Here is a 15,880-nt window from a genome sequence, read left to right on the forward strand (position 1 = left end):
GTCGATGACCACCAAGAGCAAGCCGGCCAGCAAGATCATCATCGCGATCTTCGTCATCCTTATCGTCCTGCTGGCCCTCGTGGCCGTGGTTCCCATGCTCTTTGCGGTGGCCATGGGTCCGGGAGTGAAGACCGAAGGGCTGAAGGCCGAGGGCGCCGAGCCGGCCAGCACCGACATCGACGGCGAGTGGCAGGTCGCACACCAGAGGGGAAACGACAACACGACTTCCGTGGGTTTCACCTTCTTCGAGCTTCTGCCGTCCGATCGTCGCGAGACCTCGGGTTCCACGCAGGCGGTCGAGGGCTGGGCGACCATTGAACAGGGCACCGTCCGTGCCGGTGAGATCATCGTCGACATGGACACCGTCTCCACCGACAACGAGCGGCGCGACATCAACGTCCGCCGCAAGATCTTCCACACCGACGAGTTTCCGACGGCCACGTTCACCATCACCGAGCCGGCTGACGTCTCCGATGTCCCGGCCGACGGCACCCCCGGAAAGGTGACTCTCAACGGTGACATGGAGATCCGTGGTGAGACCCGTCCGCTCAGCCACGAGTTCGACATCCTCCGCGACGGCGACCGCGTCGTCCTGTCGGGCGACGTTCTCATCGACCGTAACGAGTACGGCGTGGAGTCACCCGAGTTCGTCGCCGCCAAGATCGACGACACCGGCGAGCTCAACATCCGCATTCTGCTGGAGAAGTAGAACTTGATGAATCCTTCTCGCATGATCCCGATGATCTGGGTCCGTCTCATCGTCATCTTGGCCTTCGGCATCTACGTGACGTGGGACGGCTACTGGTTCGTCGGGATCATCGCCGGAATCCTGGTGCTGGTGTCCATCTGGCAACTGTGGATGGCGTACAAGTACCGGGACCGGGAATAGGTCTTATTACGTCACTGTGACGTAATTGGGCAGTCTTCGGGGAGCGGGGACAGGCCCTTATGGCTATGGCAAGTGTCAGCTTCTGGCCGGTCCTCATCGCCTCGGCCATCATGGCAGAAGGCCTGCAGCTCTGCCTCCAGCTAGAGACGCCGATCTAGATGACTGACGCTTGAGAGGCCTTTCGCGTGTATCGCGAGCGGATGACTTTGCTTCAGGCACACCCAGGGGTGAACGTGCACTCGGTGTCTGCCGCGCCGCAGAGGGAGTCCGACGATAACCGCGGGGATTCTTAGGACGAGCAGACTGGGGCCTGAAATAACGCCGATAATGTACATTATGTCAGTTTAGATATCGCCCATCAGTCGGTGCCAGAATGGGATCATGCTCCCGGCCCTCTTCGACGCGCACCTCCACATCATCGACCCGCGTCACCCCCTCATCCCCAACCAGGGTTTCGTACCGGATCCGTTTTCGGTCACCGATTACCGCCACCGCACGAAAGGCCTGAAGATCACCGGAGGCGCAGTCGTCGCCGGTTCCTTCCAGGCCTTCGACACGGGCTTCCTCATCGCCGCGCTCAGGAAGCTCGGCCCCCGTTTCGTCGGGGTGGCCCAGATTTCGGGCGACACCTCGGACTCGGAGATCCTGCGTCTCGACGCCCAGGGCATCCGCGCCGTCCGTTTCAACCTGGCGCGCGGCGGATCGGCGGGCCTCGATGTCCTTGACAGCCTGGCGCGCCACGTCCACGAGGTCGCCGAGTGGCATACCGAACTGTACGTCGATTCCCGCCATCTCCCCGAACTCCACGACACCCTCGCCGCACTCCCCGCCGTGAGCATCGACCATCTTGGAATGAGCCGTGAAGGCCTGCCCCACCTGCTCCGTCTCGTCGAGGCCGGCGTCAAGGTGAAGGCCACCGGCTTCGGACGCCTCGACTTCGATGCGCTCGAGGCCGTCACGGCCATCATGGACCTCGACCCCACGGCGCTTATGGCCGGCACGGATCTGCCCTCCACCCGCGCACCGCGTGCCTTCGAGGAGGCTGATCTCCAACTTCTGCGGGACAATCTTTCCCCCGAGCACCTCGACGCGGTCTTCCACTCCAACGCCGAGGCGTTCTATCTCGACCCGTAGATTATGTCACCGCTCTTTCGCCCAGTCTGATCATTTCCGTCCTGATCGATCAGGGCGGAAACGATCACATCGGGCGTAACTCCTGTGACTACGTCTCCTCCGGCATCTGCCCCGGCTCCTCGGGACGCTCGCTGGCGTAGTGCTCGCACAGGACCGGGTGGTAGTCGGCCCAGTCGAGGGAATCCACGTCTCCCCCCTCCAGCGCCAGGGCCAGCATGTCCAGGTAGTACTCCCACCCGGGGCCGATATCGGCGGCGGCGTACTCGATACCGTCCAGGCGCTGGCGGAACTCCAGGTCGGTCTCCTCGCCGTCCGCGCTGAGCATCAGGGACAGTGCCCACGCGCCGGCGGGGCTGTCGAGGGTCACGGCCAGGGCCGACGGTGCCTCGCAGTGCTGGATCCGCGCCTCCCCCGGATGGTCCGGGGCCTCGCGGGTGGTCAACATGACCGACCCACTGGCCGGATCACCGGTGAAGGTGCCGTACCAGGTGCCCAGCAGGTCGGGATCCGTGAGGTGGTTCCACACGGTATCGATGGTGTGCGTCAGGCGGCGGGTGATGATGATCTCGGGGCATACGGCGCCGGTGGACAGGTATCCGGTGGGTTCGCGGGAAGTCATGTCCCCATCGTGCCACCGCGGCTAGGATTGCGCTCATGACTCTTCACGCCAACGTCTCTCCCTACCGCCGCTTCCCTGGTACTGCCGCCGAGGCCATGAACACCTACGCCGAGATCCTCGGCGTCGAGGTGGAGATCATGCCCACCCCGGACGGGGCCGTCATGCACGCTGAACTGCGGAAAGACGGCCGGGCCTTCCTCCTGGCCTCCGACACCTTCCCCGGTGAGGAGCACGTCGCCGGCACCGACACTCCCCTGGCGATCACCGGCGATGACGAATCCGAGATCCGCGGCTACTGGGATCGTCTCGCCGACGGCGGGGAGATCCTCCAGCCGCTCGTCGCCGCGCCGTGGGGCGCGATCTTCGGTCAGCTGCAGGATCGTTTCGGCACCCGCTGGATGTTCAACATCGCCGCTTAACGACGCCCCCGTCGGTTCCGGTGCGTCATCGTGAACTGGACGGTGTCGAGCATGCCGAGGCGGAACAGGGCCTCACGCAGGGCGAACTGATAGACCCAGAGGCGCCGGAAGGCGATGTCAAAACCAGCGGCGGCGGCCTCGCGCAGATGCCCTTCAAACAGGGATCGCTGCAGGGACAGGGAGAGTTCGTGGTGGCTGCCGAGGTGGGTCTGCCCGACGACCCGCAGCCCGGACTCCCGGTCGGCCAGTTTGTGCACGTCCTGGGCCGTGGGGTGATCCAGGCCCGGCCACACATAGGCCCGCAGCACGTCCAGCGCCTGCCGGGCCACCGGAGTCATGGCGTCGGTGGCTGTGACGGTCTGAACAGCCGCGTAACCGCCGATGGTCAGCAGGCGGTCGAGCGTGCGGATGTAGCGCACCCGGTCCTTCGGCTCGAGGATCTCGAGCTTCTCCACCGACACGATGGCGTCGTAACTGCCCCGCCAGTCCCGGGGACCGGGCACCGGCGAGTCGATGACGGACACGTGCACGGAGGAATCCACACCGGCGAGCAGCAACTGCTCCCCCACGGCGCGCGCCTGCGCCTCATCGGCCGTGAGCGAATCGACGGTCGCGCGCCGATGTGCGGCTTCGATCGCCACCGCGCCACCGGAGGTGGCGAACTCCAGCAGGTGGGTGCCGGCGGTGACGCGGGCGGCGTCGAGAAGCATCGTCACCGTGCGGGTCTGCGCGTCGCCGAGGTCCTCCCGGTCGACCCCCACGGGCTCGGAAAAGGTCTGCAGGTCAATGACATGGGTGTCCGGACCCCGCCCGGGCGTGTGGCTGGGTACGGCGGTGCGCACGGTCGTCGGCACGCCGGAGGCGAAGACCCCGCCGAAGGCGCTGAGGCCGTCGCCGGAGCCCAGTGCCACGAGTTCGGCCGGCAGCTCACCGCCGCTGTAGCCCTCGGGCGCATGAGTACGCGCGCGGGGCCGGTATCCGGTCGCGATGAGCGCGGCAAGGACCTCCACGAGACGCTCCGAACGCCATTCGCCGGCCATGAAACTCTCCGCCAGACCCAGCCAGCCGGATACAGCCAGACGGGGGAACAACGCCTCGTGTTCGACGATGAGATCCGGGTCCCCGTCCGGGTCGAGACTGAGCCCGGCGTTGGCGCAGGCGCGGGCGAAACCGGCCTCCGCTACGCGTGCACGCAGGTCAACGAGGCGCCCGGCGGGAACGCGGGCGACTCCGGGCCAGGTGGTCGCGTCGATCGCCACGAGATGGGGATGTCTCACAGCGCCTGATCCTATCCCCCTGGCCCGCCGCAACCAGGAAGGCGCGTCCGGCCCGATGCCCGGTTCCGGGGTTGACTTCGCACATCTGCTCACTTGGCTCACGGTTCGCCTGAGGAACGATATACGATGGGTGCCGTTGATTCCCACGAAAAAGATGAGGAACTCTTAATTCATGACGAACACTCCTTTCCGTCCTGAGGGCGGCCGCCACCACGTGGTCATCATCGGCTCCGGCTTCGGTGGCCTGTTTGCGGCTCAGGACCTGAAGAACGCAGACGTCGACATCACCATCATCGACCGCACGAACCACCACCTCTTCCAGCCGCTTCTCTACCAGGTGGCCACCGGCATCCTGTCCTCCGGTGAGATCGCCCCGTCCACCCGTCAGGTACTCAAGGGCCAGCGCAACGCCAACGTGGTCAAGGGCGAGGTGACCAACGTCGATCTGGACAAGCAGATCGTCACCACCTCTCTCGGTGCCTACACCCGCGAGTTCCAGTACGACTCGCTCATCGTCGCCGCCGGCGCCTCGCAGTCCTACTTCGGCAACGATCACTTCGCAGAGTTCGCTCCGGGCATGAAGACCATCGATGACGCCCTGGAGATCCGCGCCCGCGTCGTCGGTGCCTTCGAGCGCGCCGAGCTGGCCAAGGACCCGGCACAGCGTGAGCGCCTGCTGACCTTCGTCATCGTCGGCGCCGGCCCGACCGGCGTCGAGCTGGCGGGTCAGCTCGCCGAGCTCGCCCACCGCACCCTGGTCGGCGAGTACTCCAACTTCTCCACCTCGGCCGCCCGGATCCTGCTTCTCGACGGCGCACCCCAGGTCCTCCCGCCCTTCGGCAAGCGTCTGGGCCGCACCGCCCAGCGCCAGCTGGAGAAGCTCGGCGTCACCGTCAAGCTCAACGCCATGGTCACCAACGTCGACGAGAAGACCGTCACCTACAAGTCCACCACGGACGGCGCCGAGACCACCATCGAGGCCTTCACCAAGATCTGGTCCGCCGGTGTGGCCGCCTCCCCGCTGGGCGCCCTCGTCGCCGAGCAGGCCGGAGTCGAGCTGGACCGCGCCGGTCGCGTCATGGTCAACGACGATCTCACCGTCGGTGAGCACCGCAACGTCTTCGTCGTCGGCGACATGGCCAACTACAAGAATCTCCCCGGCGTGGCCCAGGTGGCCATCCAGGGTGGTCAGTACGCCGCCGAGCAGATCGCCGACGAGATCTCCGGTCGCACCGCCGCGGACCAGCGCCCGGCCTTCGAGTACTTCGACAAGGGCTCCATGGCCATCGTCTCCCGCTTCAACGCCGTGGTGAAGATGGGCAAGGTCGAGGTCACCGGCTTCATCGGCTGGCTGCTGTGGCTGGCGGTCCACGTCCTCTTCCTCGTGGGCTTCCGCAACCGTTTCGTCTCCATGATCAACTGGGGCGTCAACGCGCTCTCGCGCACCCGTTACAACCTGGCGACCACCCGCCAGCAGCTGCACTCGCGTACCGCGCTGATGAAGCTGCAGGCCATCACCTCCGAGATCGAGGGCGACACCCCGATCGAGCTGCGTGACACCACCAAGTTCACCGGTAAGAAGCAGCTGCGTTAAGGCCTCTTTTCCACCACGTCAAGCCCGGGCATACGCCCGGGCTTTTCGCTTGGGCTGTGGCGGGCCGCAGGCGCTATACTGGTATGCGGTTGACATTATTTCGTATCACCTATTCTTCCCACCCATCGAAGACTCGAGAGGTTGATTTCGTGACCACCGTTATCCCACCTGTAACCCAGGCCTGGGAAGGTTTTGCTGAGGGGGCGTGGACCGACACCATCGATGTCCGCGATTTCATCCAGCACAACTTCACGCCCTACACCGGCGACGCCACCTTCCTGGCGGGCCCCAGCGACAAGACCCTGCGTACCTGGCAGCACCTGGAGGACAACTACCTGTCCGTCGAGCGTGAGCGTCGGGTGTTCGACATCGACACCGACACCCCGGCCGACATCGACGCCTTCGCTCCCGGTTACATCTCCGACGACGATGACATCGTCGTCGGCCTGCAGACCGAGACCCCGCTCAAGCGCGCCATGATGCCCTACGGCGGCTGGCGCATGGTGGAGACCGCGATCCGCGAGGCCGGCAAGGAGCCGAACCAGCAGGTCAAGGACATCTTCACCCGCTACCGCAAGACGCACAACGATGCCGTCTTCGACATCTACACCCCGCGCATCCGCGCGGCCCGCTCCTCCCACATCATCACCGGTCTGCCCGACGCCTACGGCCGTGGCCGCATCATCGGCGACTACCGCCGGGTGGCCCTCTACGGCGTCGACAAGCTCATCGCCGACAAGGAGGCCGCCAAGCATGCCGTGCATGACGCCGGGTTCTCCGAGCACTGGGCGCGCTACCGCGAGGAGCACGCCGAGCAGATCAAGGCGCTGAAGAAGCTCAAGACCATGGCCGCCTCCTACGGCTTTGACATCTCCGGGCCGGCCACCACCGCGCAGGAGGCGGTGCAGTGGACCTACTTCGGCTACCTCGGAGCGGTGAAGTCCCAGGACGGTGCCGCCATGTCCATCGGTCGCCTCTCCAGCTTCTTCGACATCTACTTCGAGCGTGATCTCGCCGCCGGTATCATCACCGAGGATGACGCCCAGGAGATCATCGACGCCCTGGTGATCAAGCTGCGCATCGTGCGCTTCCTGCGCACCATCGACTACGACCAGATCTTCTCCGGCGACCCCTACTGGGCCACCTGGTCGGATGCCGGCTTCATGGAGGACGGCCGCCCGCAGGTGACCAAGACCTCCTTCCGCCTGCTGCAGACCCTGCGCAACCTGGGCCCGGCCCCGGAGCCGAACATCACCATCTTCTGGGATGACGCACTGCCGGAGGGCTACAAGGAGTTCTGCGCCGCCATCTCCATCGAGACCTCCTCCCTGCAGTACGAGTCGGACAAGCAGATCCGTGACCGCTGGGGCGATGACTCCGCCATCGCCTGCTGCGTGTCCCCGATGCAGGTGGGCAAGCAGATGCAGTTCTTCGGCGCCCGCGTCAACGCCGCGAAGTCCCTGCTCTACGCCATCAACGGCGGCCGCGACGAGGTCAGCGGCAAGCAGATCGTCGAGGGCTACGCGCCCATCGACGGTGACGGACCCCTCGATTTCGACGAGGTGTGGAACAAGTACGAGGACATGCTCGACTGGGTCATCGGCACCTACGTCGAGGCCCTCAACATCATCCACTGGTCCCACGACAAGTACGCCTACGAGGCCATCGAGATGGCGCTGCACGACTCGGACATCATCCGCACCATGGGCTGCGGCATCGCCGGCCTGTCGATCGTCGCCGACTCCCTGTCCGCCATCAAGCACGCCGAGGTCTACCCGATCCGCGATGAGTCGGGCCTGGTCGTCGACTACCGCACCGAGGGCGAGTTCCCCTTCTACGGCAACGATGATGACCGCGCCGACGACATCGCCGCCACGATCGTCCACACCGTCATGGCGAAGATCAAGGAGATCCCGCTCTACCGCGACGCGATCCCCACCCAGTCCGTGCTCACCATCACCTCGAACGTCGTCTACGGCAAGGCCACGGGCAACTTCCCCTCCGGCCACCGCGCGGGCACGCCCTTCGCACCGGGTGCCAACCCGGAAAACGGCGCCGACAACCACGGCATGGTCGCCTCCATGCTTTCGGTGGGCAAGCTGGACTACAACGATGCCCTCGACGGCATCTCCCTGACCAACACCATCACCCCTTCCGGGCTCGGCCGCACCAAGGACGAGCAGGTCACCAACCTCGTCGGTATCCTCGACGCCGGATTCATCATGGACGAGAACTAGGAGAACCCTGATATGTCCACCAAGACCTTCGACGAGCGCATGGCCGACATGAAGGCCGCCCGCGAGACCAACAACATGGAGTCCGGCCTCTACCACGCCAACATCAACGTCCTCGACCAGTCCACGCTCGAGGATGCGATGAACAACCCGGAGAACTACCCCAACCTCACGGTGCGTGTCTCCGGCTACGCGGTGAACTTCGTCAAGCTGACCGAGGAACAGCAGCGCGACGTCATCTCCCGCACCTTCCATCACGGTGCCTAAGGACGGCGTCACCGGCGTCGTCCACCTCACCCCCGAGGAGGGCGAGCGACTCCGCGGGGTCGCCGCCGGCCTCGGGGGTACGGCTGAGGATCTCACCCGCCCCGAGCTTCTCGACGCCCGCGTCACCGGCGACGTCGCCCTCGTCCACTCCTGGGAGATGGTCACCGCCGTGGACGGTCCCGGCACCCGCATGACCCTGTTCCTCACGGGCTGTCCCCTGCGCTGCCAGTACTGCCACAACCCGGACACGATGGAGATGCGCACCGGCACCCTCGAGCGCGTCGAGGACGTGGTCAAGCGCATCACGCGCTACAAGCGCGTCTTCAAGGCCACTGGCGGCGGCCTGACGATCTCCGGTGGGGAGCCGCTCTTCCAGCTCGCGTTCACCCGCCGGGTGCTGGCCGAGGTGCATGGCGCCGGCATCCACACCGCGATCGACACCTCCGGTTTCCTCGGTGCCCGCCTCAGTGACGAGGATCTGGAGAACATCGACCTGGTGCTTCTCGACGTCAAGTCCGGCAACGAGGCCACCTACCGCGAGGTCACCGGTCAACCGCTGCAGCCCACGCTCGACTTCGGGGCGCGCCTGGCGTCGCTGAACAAGCCGGTGTGGGTGCGTTTCGTCCTGGTTCCGGGGCTCACGGATGACCCGGAGAACGTCGCCCAGGTCGCCGACATCGTCGCCGGCTGGCCCAACGTACAGCGCGTGGAGGTGCTCCCCTTCCACAACATGGGCGCGGACAAGTGGCAGGACCTGGGTATCCGCTACAACCTGGAGAACACCAAGCCACCGACCGCGGCCTCCCTGCAGGCCACCCGGCGGGCCTTCCGCGACCGCGGCATCGACACCTACTGAGTTCTGCTACTCTCTCTCACAACGACATGGGGTGCGCGGAGTACGCGCTGAGATCACACCCACCGAACCTGCTCTAGTTCGCACTAGCGAAGGGATTGTCTTGAGTTTTCTGCACCTGCGTGATCAGATGCGCGACACTGCACCCCTTGTCCAGTGCCTGACGAATTCCGTGGCCATGCCCCTGAGCGCCAATGTGCTGCTCGCGGCAGGCGCGTCCCCCGCGATGATCGACACCCCGGAGGAGTCCGCGGACTTCGCGGCCGTCGCCTCGGGTGTCCTGATCAATGTGGGAACGCCCAGCGCCGAGCGCTACGCCGGCATGGAAGCGGCCGTCCGCGGTGCCACCATTGCTGGCACCCCGTGGGTCCTCGACCCGGTCGGGGCCGGCGCGCTGCCGCACCGCACACGCTTCGTCGAGAAGCTTCTCGACGCCTCCCCCACCGCCCTGCGCGGCAACGCCTCCGAGATCTCCGCGCTGGGCGGCGGCGGAAAGGGCGGCCGCGGCGTGGACTCCGCCGACACCGTCGAGCAGGCCCTGCCTGCCGCGCAGGTACTCGCCCAGCGAACCGGCGGTGTGGTGGCGGTGTCCGGGCCTGAGGACCTCATCGTCTCCTCGCAGCGCGTCACCCGGCTGAACTCCGGCGATCCGCTACTCACGCTGGTCAGCGGCTCCGGGTGCTCCCTCGGGGCGTTGTGCGCGGCCTACCTGGGGCTGGACGGCGATGCCCATGACGCGGTCCTGGCCGCGCATGCCCATGCCGGAGCCGCCGCCCAGATCGCGGCGCGCACCGCCGCCGGACCGGGCAGCTTCGCCACCGCCTGGCTCGATGCCCTGCATCATGTCACCTCCGCAGAGATCGCGGAGCTCGTCTCCTGGAAGGACCACTCATGACCCCCCGCATTCTCTCCATCGCCGGCACGGACCCCACCGGCGGCGCCGGCGTGCAGGCGGACCTCAAGTCGATCGCCGCAGCGGGGGGCTTCGGCATGGCGGTGGTCACCGCGCTGGTCGCCCAGAACACGCAGGGCGTGCGTTCCGTGCACACCCCGCCGATGTCCTTCCTCCGTGAGCAGCTCGACGCCGTCTTCGACGACGTCACGGTCGACGCGGTGAAGATCGGCATGCTCGGGGACGTCGACACCGTCGCCGAGGTCACCCGCGCGCTCGAGGCCCATGAGGTCGACCACGTCATCCTCGACCCGGTCATGGTGGCCAGCTCCGGTGACCGTCTGCTCAATGAGGACGCGGAGGCTGCCGTCCGCGAGCTGGTGCGCCGCGTCGACGTCATCACCCCCAACCTCCGGGAGCTCGCGGTCCTCTGCGACACGACGATGGCCACCACCCTGGAGGAAGGCATCGCACAGGCCCGCGACCTGGCCGCGGACACCGGGACCACCGTCATCGTCAAGGGTGGGCACCTGCGCGGTCCGGAGGCCGACAACGCCGTGGTCACCCCCGAGGGCTTGGTCCACCACGTGCCCACCCGACGCATCGACACCACCAACACCCACGGCACCGGCTGCTCCCTCTCCGCCGCCCTGGCCACCCGCATTGCCCGCGGTGACTCCGTCGACGAGGCCCTCGACTGGTCCACCCGCTGGCTGCACGAGGCGATCCTCCACGCCGCGGACCTGGAGGTCGGACAGGGCAACGGCCCCGTCGACCACTTCCACCGGGCCCGCCGCCTGGAGGCCGCCGCCGACACCACCCCGTGGGCCCCGCGCACGGATGTCCCCGCCCCGACCCCGCACCTGGCACCGGCCGGCCCGCACACCCAGGCGATGTGGGAGGCCACCGGCGAGGTGTGGAACGAGATCATGGAGCTGAGCTTCCTGCGCGAGCTCGCCGACGGAACCCTGCGTCACGCCGACTTCGCCTTCTATCTCGACCAGGACGCCCAGTACCTCAACCGCTACTCGCGTGCCCTGGCGCTGCTCTCGGCCACCGCTCCGGACCAGGAGGGCCAGACCTTCTGGGCGGAGGCCGCCCGCGAGGTGCTCGACGGTGAGGCGGAACTGCACCGCGAGTGGATGAGCGGCAATGACCTCACCGTCACCACCCCCTCCCCTGTCACCCTCGGCTACACCAACTTCCTCGTCGCCTCCTGTGCGGTCGAGCCCTACGTGGTCGGGGCCGCGGCGGTGCTGCCGTGCTTCTGGCTCTACGCGGAGATCGGTATGGAGCTGGCCAGGTCCAACACCCCCGAGCATCCGTACCACGCCTGGCTGTCCACCTACGGCGGCGAGGACTTCAACGCCGGCGCCCGCCTGGCCATCGAACACACCGAGCGCGCGCTGGCCGCCGCCTCACCGCAGCAGCGTGAGCAGGCGATGACCGCCTACCTCCACGCCTGCGTATACGAGCGGGAATTTTTCGCTCAGGCCGACCGCGCCTGGTAGAAGATCGCCACGAGGAAGTCCGAGTCCTCCTCGAAGGGCCGCAGGTCCCAGGTGGAGAAGACGTTCTCGGGCTCCAATCCGGCCGCGGTGGCCGTGGCCATGAAGTCGTCGAAACCCCAACCCCGTCCGGCGCCGAAGCCGGCGACGAAGCGTCCCCCCGGTACCAGGGCGGCGGCGATGGCCTCCAGGGCCTGCTGCCGCCCGCCCGGGTCGAGGAAGCCCATGACGTTGCCTGCGGAGACCACCAGGTCGAAGCCGCCGGGCAGCGGGTCCGCACACAGGTCGGCGACCTCGAACGCGGCCTCCGGATACATCTCGCGGGCGTGCCCGACGAGCACCGGGTCGATGTCCACGCCGACCACGTCATGACCCCGCTGCGCGAGGTAGCCGGCGATGCGCCCCTGCCCGCAGCCGGCGTCGAGGATGCGGGCGGCGCGGGGGACGAGGGCGTCGATAAGCCGGGCCTCGCCGTCGATGTCATCGCCGCGGTCGATCATCTCCTGCCAGCGGCGGGCATAGTTCTCCGAATGCTGCGGATTCTCCGAGGTCATATCTTTCCAGGTGGGCATGAGGCCAGTATAGGATCGTCTGCGTGCCCAACCCCTTCGAACGTCCCCGCCGGTCGCCGGAGCGCCCCCGGCTGAAGGTCCCGGTGGAACGCGCCATCGACCACTGCCGCGTATTCCTCGACGGCGCCCGGCTCCCCGGCGAGTACATCCCCTCCTCCGCCCTGAACGAGGTGCGCGAGCACGGCAGCGGATTCGTCTGGCTCGGGCTGCGCGAACCCGATGACCAGCAGATGCAGCGCGTCGCCGAGAAATTCGGCATCCACCCCCTCATCGTCGAGGACGCCGTCACCGCGCATCAGCGCCCCAAGGTCGAGCGTTACGACGACCAGCTGTTCATGGTCGTGCGCTCCGTCAAGTTCCGCGCCGAGGCCTCGGAGGGCAACTCCCGCGAGATCATCTCCACCGGCGAGGTGCAGATGCTCGTGGGTCCCGATTTCATCATTACCGTCCGCCACGGCGCCGAGCTGCCGGAGCTCTCCAGCGTGCTGGAGGACAACCCCGAACTGGTCACCCTGGGGCCCGCCGCCCTGGCCTGGCGGGTGGCCGACCACCTCGTCGACGAATACGGCCGCATCGCCGCCCTGCTGGAGCAGGAGGTCGATGACCTGGAGGAAGAGGTCTTCACCCCCGGCTCGCGTTTCAACATCGAGCAGATCTACATGTACAAACGCGAGATCCTCGAGATGCGGCACTCCACCGATCCGCTGGCCCCCGCGTTGCGGACGCTCATCACCGACAACCGCGACATCCTCGGCAAGCAGCTGCGCAGCTACTTCCGCGACGTCCTCGACCATGAAATGACCGTCCGCGACCAGATCGCCGGTTATGACGAACGTCTGTCGGCGCTGATCGACGCCTCCGTCGCCAAGATCACCATGCAGCAGAACACCGACATGCGTACGATCTCCGCGGTGGTCGGCATGGCGGCCGCGCCGACGCTCATCGCCGGTATCTACGGCATGAACTTCACCAACATGCCCGAGCTGGAATGGGAGTACGGCTACTTCGTGGTGCTCGGTGTCATCGCGCTCATCGTGGCGTCGATGTTCTGGTGGTTCCGCCGCAACAACTGGTTGTAGCCTGGGCGGCATGAGAAGGACACTGATCACGGTCGCCACCGCCGCCCTGGCCCTCGGCCTGGCACCGGCCGCCCACGCCCAGTCCAGCATCGACCACCGCCAGGAGGGAACGGTGTGGGCACCGCGCCTGACCGAGGTGACCCGCCACGAGGTGCTGCCCGGCAACCAGGTCCGCGTGCACTACGTCACGGGTGATCCGGCCTGCTACGGCGCCCATGCCGTGGCCGTGGAGACCCCCTGGGCAGTCCACGTGCGGGTGGTCACCGGTCCCCGCGTCGGCGGAGCGGATGTGTGCACCATGATCGCCCTGGAGGAGTCCCAGGTGCTGCAGCTGAGTGCCCCGCTGGGAGGACGCAGCCTCCATGTCTGACATCCTGCTGTTCGGAGCCACCGGTTTCGTCGGCCGCCTCACCGCTGCCTATCTGGCCGACCACGACAACGTCATCCTGGCCGGCCGCGACGCCGCCGCACTGGAAGCGCTGCGCGACGAGATCAACCCGGCGTGGGAGATCGCCACCGGTGACGCGCACTCCGGCTCCGACATGGCGGCCCTCGCCGCCCGGGCCGGGGTGGTCATCAGTTGCGTGGGACCCTATTCCCGTCTCGGCTGGGAGATGGTCAACGCCTGCGCGGAAGCAGGCACCGACTACGTCGACCTGTGCGGCGAAGTGCCCTTCATCCGCCGCGTCATCGACACCCACCACGGGACCACCACCGCCCGTATCGTCCACTCCTGCGGCTTCGATTCCGTGCCCTCGGACATGGGCGCCTTCGCCCTGCGTCAGCACGCGGGGGAACCGCTGGAGGAGGTGACCATGGTCGTCGAGAAGCTCAAGGGCGGGCTGTCCACCGGCACCCTCGACTCCATGCGCGAGGTCTCCGCGCAGGCGCGCGCCGACCGCACCGTGGCCCGCAACCTGCACAACCCCTACAGCCTCTCCCCTGTCCCCTCCGAGGAGCCGCGCCTGGACAATGCGCGGGACTTCCGGATCACCCGGCTGAAGGATTCCCGCTGGGCCGGGCCCTTCTTCATGTCCATGTTCAACACCCGCATCGTGCGCCGCTCCAATTCGCTGCGCGGGGAGCGCTTCGTCTACCACGAGCGCTGGGCCACCGGCCGCGGGATCCTCGGCCGCCTCAAGGCCTACGCTCTGGCCGGCATCACCGCCACGCTGTTCGCCGCGTCCCAGAAACCAGCCCTCCAGCGCCTGGTACCGCAGCCGGGCGACGGCTATTTCCGCTTCACCCACCAGGGTGTCACCGCCACCGGCCGGGAGGTCTCCTGCACCGTCGCCGCCGACGGGGACCCGGGATACGAGGTCACCGCGATGATGCTGGCCGAGGCAGCCCTCACCCTCCTGGAACGGCCCGGAGCCGGAGGAGTTCTCACCCCGTCCACCGCCCTCGGGGCGCCCTACCTCGAGCGGCTGCAGGCCAACGGGATGCGCTTCACCTGTTCATGACCATGGTTCGCAGCGTCGAGCGGGCCACCAGCCGACCCTCGTTGCGCATGAGGATCTCCCACAGCTGAGTGCGCCCTCCGGCCTGTACCGGGGTGGCCTTCGCCTCGATGACACCTTCCCGCACACCGGCGATGAAGTCGGTGTCATTGTTGACCCCCACCACGGGGGCTCCCGCGGTCACCAATCCCGCGAGGCTGCCGACCGATTCCGCCAGTGCGCACAGGGCCCCGCCGTTGACCAGTCCGGCAGGCTGCAGCAGATGGGGCCCGACGGGAAGTTCGGCGCGAACCCGACCGTCGGCGACCTCGAGATAGCGGATGCCCAGATGCGCGGACAATCCGACATCGCGGCTGTTGAGCACCTCCAGGGAGTCCTTGTCCAGGGCTCGACCGGTCCCGGCGAGGCGAAAGAGGTCGGTGTATGCGAGGTCATCCATGTCTGAATCCTATCGACATCCTATCGAGGCGGCCCCGCGGCCCAGTGTCTACACTCTTAAGCCATGAGCACCCCTGAGAATCTCGCCCAGATCGGCGTTGTCGGCCTTGCTGTCATGGGCTCCAACCTCGCCCGTAACTTCGCCCACAAGGGTCACACCGTGGCCGTCTACAACCGCTCGCCTGAGAAGACCCGCGCGCTGATGACCGCGCACGGTGACGAGGGTGCCTTCCTCCCCTCCGAGACCATCGAGGATTTCGTCGCCTCCCTCGAGCGCCCCCGCAAGGCGATCATCATGGTCCAGGCAGGTCCCGCCACCGATGCAGTGATCAACCAGCTGGCGGACGCCATGGAGGACGGCGACATCATCATCGACGGCGGCAACGCCCTCTACACCGACACCGTCCGCCGCGAGACCGAGATGGCCGCCCGCAACCGCCACTTCGTCGGCGCCGGCATCTCCGGCGGCGAGGAGGGCGCCCTCAACGGCCCGTCGATCATGCCGGGCGGTCCGGCGGAGTCCTGGGAGACCCTCGGTCCGCTGCTCGAATCCGTCGCCGCGGTCGTCGACGGCACCCCGTGTGTCACCCACATCGGCCCCGACGGCGCCGGCCACTTCGTCAAGATGGTCCACAACGGCATCGA

Annotated in this window: 15 protein-coding genes, 3 pseudogenes and 1 riboswitch; of the genes and pseudogenes, 14 read left to right on the forward strand and 4 right to left on the reverse strand. The window is 67.1% G+C overall.

Annotated elements, in window-relative coordinates:
• The first annotated feature begins 4 nt into the window (after window positions 1-4).
• The 3 genes from Q4F73_RS00345 to Q4F73_RS00355 all read left to right on the forward strand — a co-directional run bounded on the left by Q4F73_RS00345 (window position 5) and on the right by Q4F73_RS00355 (window position 2,023).
• Window positions 5-709, forward strand: coding sequence for a YceI family protein (locus Q4F73_RS00345; protein WP_303357351.1), 705 nt, complete (start codon window positions 5-7; stop codon window positions 707-709).
• A gap of 6 nt (window positions 710-715) precedes the next feature.
• Window positions 716-889: a hypothetical protein gene (locus tag Q4F73_RS00350; protein ID WP_303357352.1), complete on the forward strand. Its 174-nt coding sequence runs from the start codon at window positions 716-718 to the stop codon at window positions 887-889.
• Window positions 890-1,270: 381 nt separating this feature from the next.
• Window positions 1,271-2,023, forward strand: a complete 753-nt coding sequence (locus Q4F73_RS00355; protein ID WP_303357353.1) for an amidohydrolase — start codon at window positions 1,271-1,273, stop codon at window positions 2,021-2,023.
• An 88-nt stretch (window positions 2,024-2,111) separates the two neighbouring features.
• Here the strand turns inward: Q4F73_RS00355 and Q4F73_RS00360 are convergent, their stop codons facing one another.
• Window positions 2,112-2,642 (reverse strand): SRPBCC domain-containing protein, encoded by a 531-nt coding sequence (locus Q4F73_RS00360; protein WP_303357354.1) that lies wholly within the window; start codon window positions 2,640-2,642, stop codon window positions 2,112-2,114.
• A 35-nt stretch (window positions 2,643-2,677) separates the two neighbouring features.
• Between Q4F73_RS00360 and Q4F73_RS00365 the strand changes: the two genes are divergently transcribed.
• Window positions 2,678-3,061 (forward strand): VOC family protein, encoded by a 384-nt coding sequence (locus Q4F73_RS00365; protein WP_303357355.1) that lies wholly within the window; start codon window positions 2,678-2,680, stop codon window positions 3,059-3,061.
• Here Q4F73_RS00365 and Q4F73_RS00370 read toward each other — a convergent pair.
• Window positions 3,058-4,338 (reverse strand): class I SAM-dependent methyltransferase, encoded by a 1,281-nt coding sequence (locus tag Q4F73_RS00370; protein ID WP_303357356.1) that lies wholly within the window; start codon window positions 4,336-4,338, stop codon window positions 3,058-3,060. The genes Q4F73_RS00365 and Q4F73_RS00370 overlap by 4 nt on opposite strands.
• Window positions 4,339-4,510: 172 nt before the next feature.
• On the opposite strand from Q4F73_RS00370, the gene Q4F73_RS00375 reads away from it, so the two are divergent.
• The 6 genes and pseudogenes from Q4F73_RS00375 to Q4F73_RS00400 form a co-directional block, all read left to right on the forward strand.
• Window positions 4,511-5,932: an NAD(P)/FAD-dependent oxidoreductase gene (locus Q4F73_RS00375; protein WP_303357357.1), complete on the forward strand. Its 1,422-nt coding sequence runs from the start codon at window positions 4,511-4,513 to the stop codon at window positions 5,930-5,932.
• A gap of 83 nt (window positions 5,933-6,015) precedes the next feature.
• Window positions 6,016-7,899, forward strand: a pseudogene (locus Q4F73_RS00380) (pyruvate formate lyase family protein); the annotation flags it as partial.
• A pseudogene (grcA2, locus tag Q4F73_RS00385) lies at window positions 7,879-8,433 on the forward strand (autonomous glycyl radical cofactor GrcA2). The pseudogenes Q4F73_RS00380 and grcA2, both read left to right, overlap by 21 nt.
• Window positions 8,426-9,289, forward strand: a complete 864-nt coding sequence (gene pflA / locus Q4F73_RS00390) for a pyruvate formate-lyase-activating protein (protein ID WP_303357358.1) — start codon at window positions 8,426-8,428, stop codon at window positions 9,287-9,289. Before grcA2 ends, pflA begins: the two are co-directional and overlap by 8 nt.
• Window positions 9,290-9,306: 17 nt before the next feature.
• Window positions 9,307-9,402: riboswitch (TPP riboswitch) on the forward strand.
• Window positions 9,384-10,181: a hydroxyethylthiazole kinase gene (gene thiM, locus Q4F73_RS00395; RefSeq protein ID WP_303357370.1), complete on the forward strand. Its 798-nt coding sequence runs from the start codon at window positions 9,384-9,386 to the stop codon at window positions 10,179-10,181. It overlaps the preceding riboswitch by 19 nt.
• Before the next feature lie 2 nt (window positions 10,182-10,183).
• Window positions 10,184-11,689, forward strand: a pseudogene (locus Q4F73_RS00400) (bifunctional hydroxymethylpyrimidine kinase/phosphomethylpyrimidine kinase); the annotation flags it as partial.
• Here the strand turns inward: Q4F73_RS00400 and Q4F73_RS00405 are convergent.
• Entirely contained in the window at window positions 11,668-12,258 is a 591-nt protein-coding gene (locus Q4F73_RS00405; protein ID WP_303357360.1) for a bifunctional 2-polyprenyl-6-hydroxyphenol methylase/3-demethylubiquinol 3-O-methyltransferase UbiG, read from the reverse strand. The pseudogene Q4F73_RS00400 and the gene Q4F73_RS00405 sit on opposite strands and share 22 nt — an antisense overlap.
• Window positions 12,259-12,272: 14 nt before the next feature.
• Here Q4F73_RS00405 and corA point away from each other — a divergent pair, with 14 nt between their 5' ends.
• Genes corA through Q4F73_RS00420 form a run of 3 tightly spaced genes read left to right on the forward strand, consistent with a single transcriptional unit; the run spans window position 12,273 to window position 14,800 of the window.
• Window positions 12,273-13,337 carry a magnesium/cobalt transporter CorA gene (gene corA / locus Q4F73_RS00410; RefSeq protein ID WP_303357371.1) on the forward strand — a complete coding sequence of 355 codons (1,065 nt, stop codon included), beginning with the start codon at window positions 12,273-12,275 and terminating at the stop codon, window positions 13,335-13,337.
• A 10-nt stretch (window positions 13,338-13,347) separates the two neighbouring features.
• A complete protein-coding gene (locus Q4F73_RS00415; RefSeq protein WP_303357361.1) occupies window positions 13,348-13,707 on the forward strand; it encodes a hypothetical protein in 360 nt (119 codons plus the stop codon).
• Window positions 13,700-14,800, forward strand: a complete 1,101-nt coding sequence (locus Q4F73_RS00420) for a trans-acting enoyl reductase family protein (RefSeq protein WP_303357362.1) — start codon at window positions 13,700-13,702, stop codon at window positions 14,798-14,800. The genes Q4F73_RS00415 and Q4F73_RS00420 overlap by 8 nt, the downstream gene beginning before the upstream one ends.
• Here Q4F73_RS00420 and Q4F73_RS00425 read toward each other — a convergent pair.
• Window positions 14,787-15,236 (reverse strand): PaaI family thioesterase, encoded by a 450-nt coding sequence (locus Q4F73_RS00425; protein WP_303357363.1) that lies wholly within the window; start codon window positions 15,234-15,236, stop codon window positions 14,787-14,789. The two genes, Q4F73_RS00420 and Q4F73_RS00425, sit on opposite strands and share 14 nt — an antisense overlap.
• Before the next feature lie 63 nt (window positions 15,237-15,299).
• Here Q4F73_RS00425 and Q4F73_RS00430 point away from each other — a divergent pair.
• Window positions 15,300-15,880 (forward strand): NAD(P)-binding domain-containing protein (locus tag Q4F73_RS00430; RefSeq protein WP_303357364.1); only part of this gene is annotated, 581 nt, incomplete at its 3' end.

The sequence above is a fragment of the Corynebacterium sp. genome (assembly GCF_030535495.1).
Classification (GTDB): domain Bacteria; phylum Actinomycetota; class Actinomycetes; order Mycobacteriales; family Mycobacteriaceae; genus Corynebacterium.

Coding starts and splice junctions, on each gene's coding strand:
- Q4F73_RS00345 (WP_303357351.1), top strand. CDS start 5: ATGACCACCAAGAGCAAGCCGGCCAGCAAGATCATCATCGCGATCTTC.
- Q4F73_RS00350 (WP_303357352.1), top strand. CDS start 716: ATGAATCCTTCTCGCATGATCCCGATGATCTGGGTCCGTCTCATCGTC.
- Q4F73_RS00355 (WP_303357353.1), top strand. CDS start 1,271: ATGCTCCCGGCCCTCTTCGACGCGCACCTCCACATCATCGACCCGCGT.
- Q4F73_RS00360 (WP_303357354.1), bottom strand. CDS start 2,642: ATGACTTCCCGCGAACCCACCGGATACCTGTCCACCGGCGCCGTATGC.
- Q4F73_RS00365 (WP_303357355.1), top strand. CDS start 2,678: ATGACTCTTCACGCCAACGTCTCTCCCTACCGCCGCTTCCCTGGTACT.
- Q4F73_RS00375 (WP_303357357.1), top strand. CDS start 4,511: ATGACGAACACTCCTTTCCGTCCTGAGGGCGGCCGCCACCACGTGGTC.
- Q4F73_RS00405 (WP_303357360.1), bottom strand. CDS start 12,258: ATGCCCACCTGGAAAGATATGACCTCGGAGAATCCGCAGCATTCGGAG.
- Q4F73_RS00415 (WP_303357361.1), top strand. CDS start 13,348: ATGAGAAGGACACTGATCACGGTCGCCACCGCCGCCCTGGCCCTCGGC.
- Q4F73_RS00420 (WP_303357362.1), top strand. CDS start 13,700: ATGTCTGACATCCTGCTGTTCGGAGCCACCGGTTTCGTCGGCCGCCTC.
- Q4F73_RS00425 (WP_303357363.1), bottom strand. CDS start 15,236: ATGGATGACCTCGCATACACCGACCTCTTTCGCCTCGCCGGGACCGGT.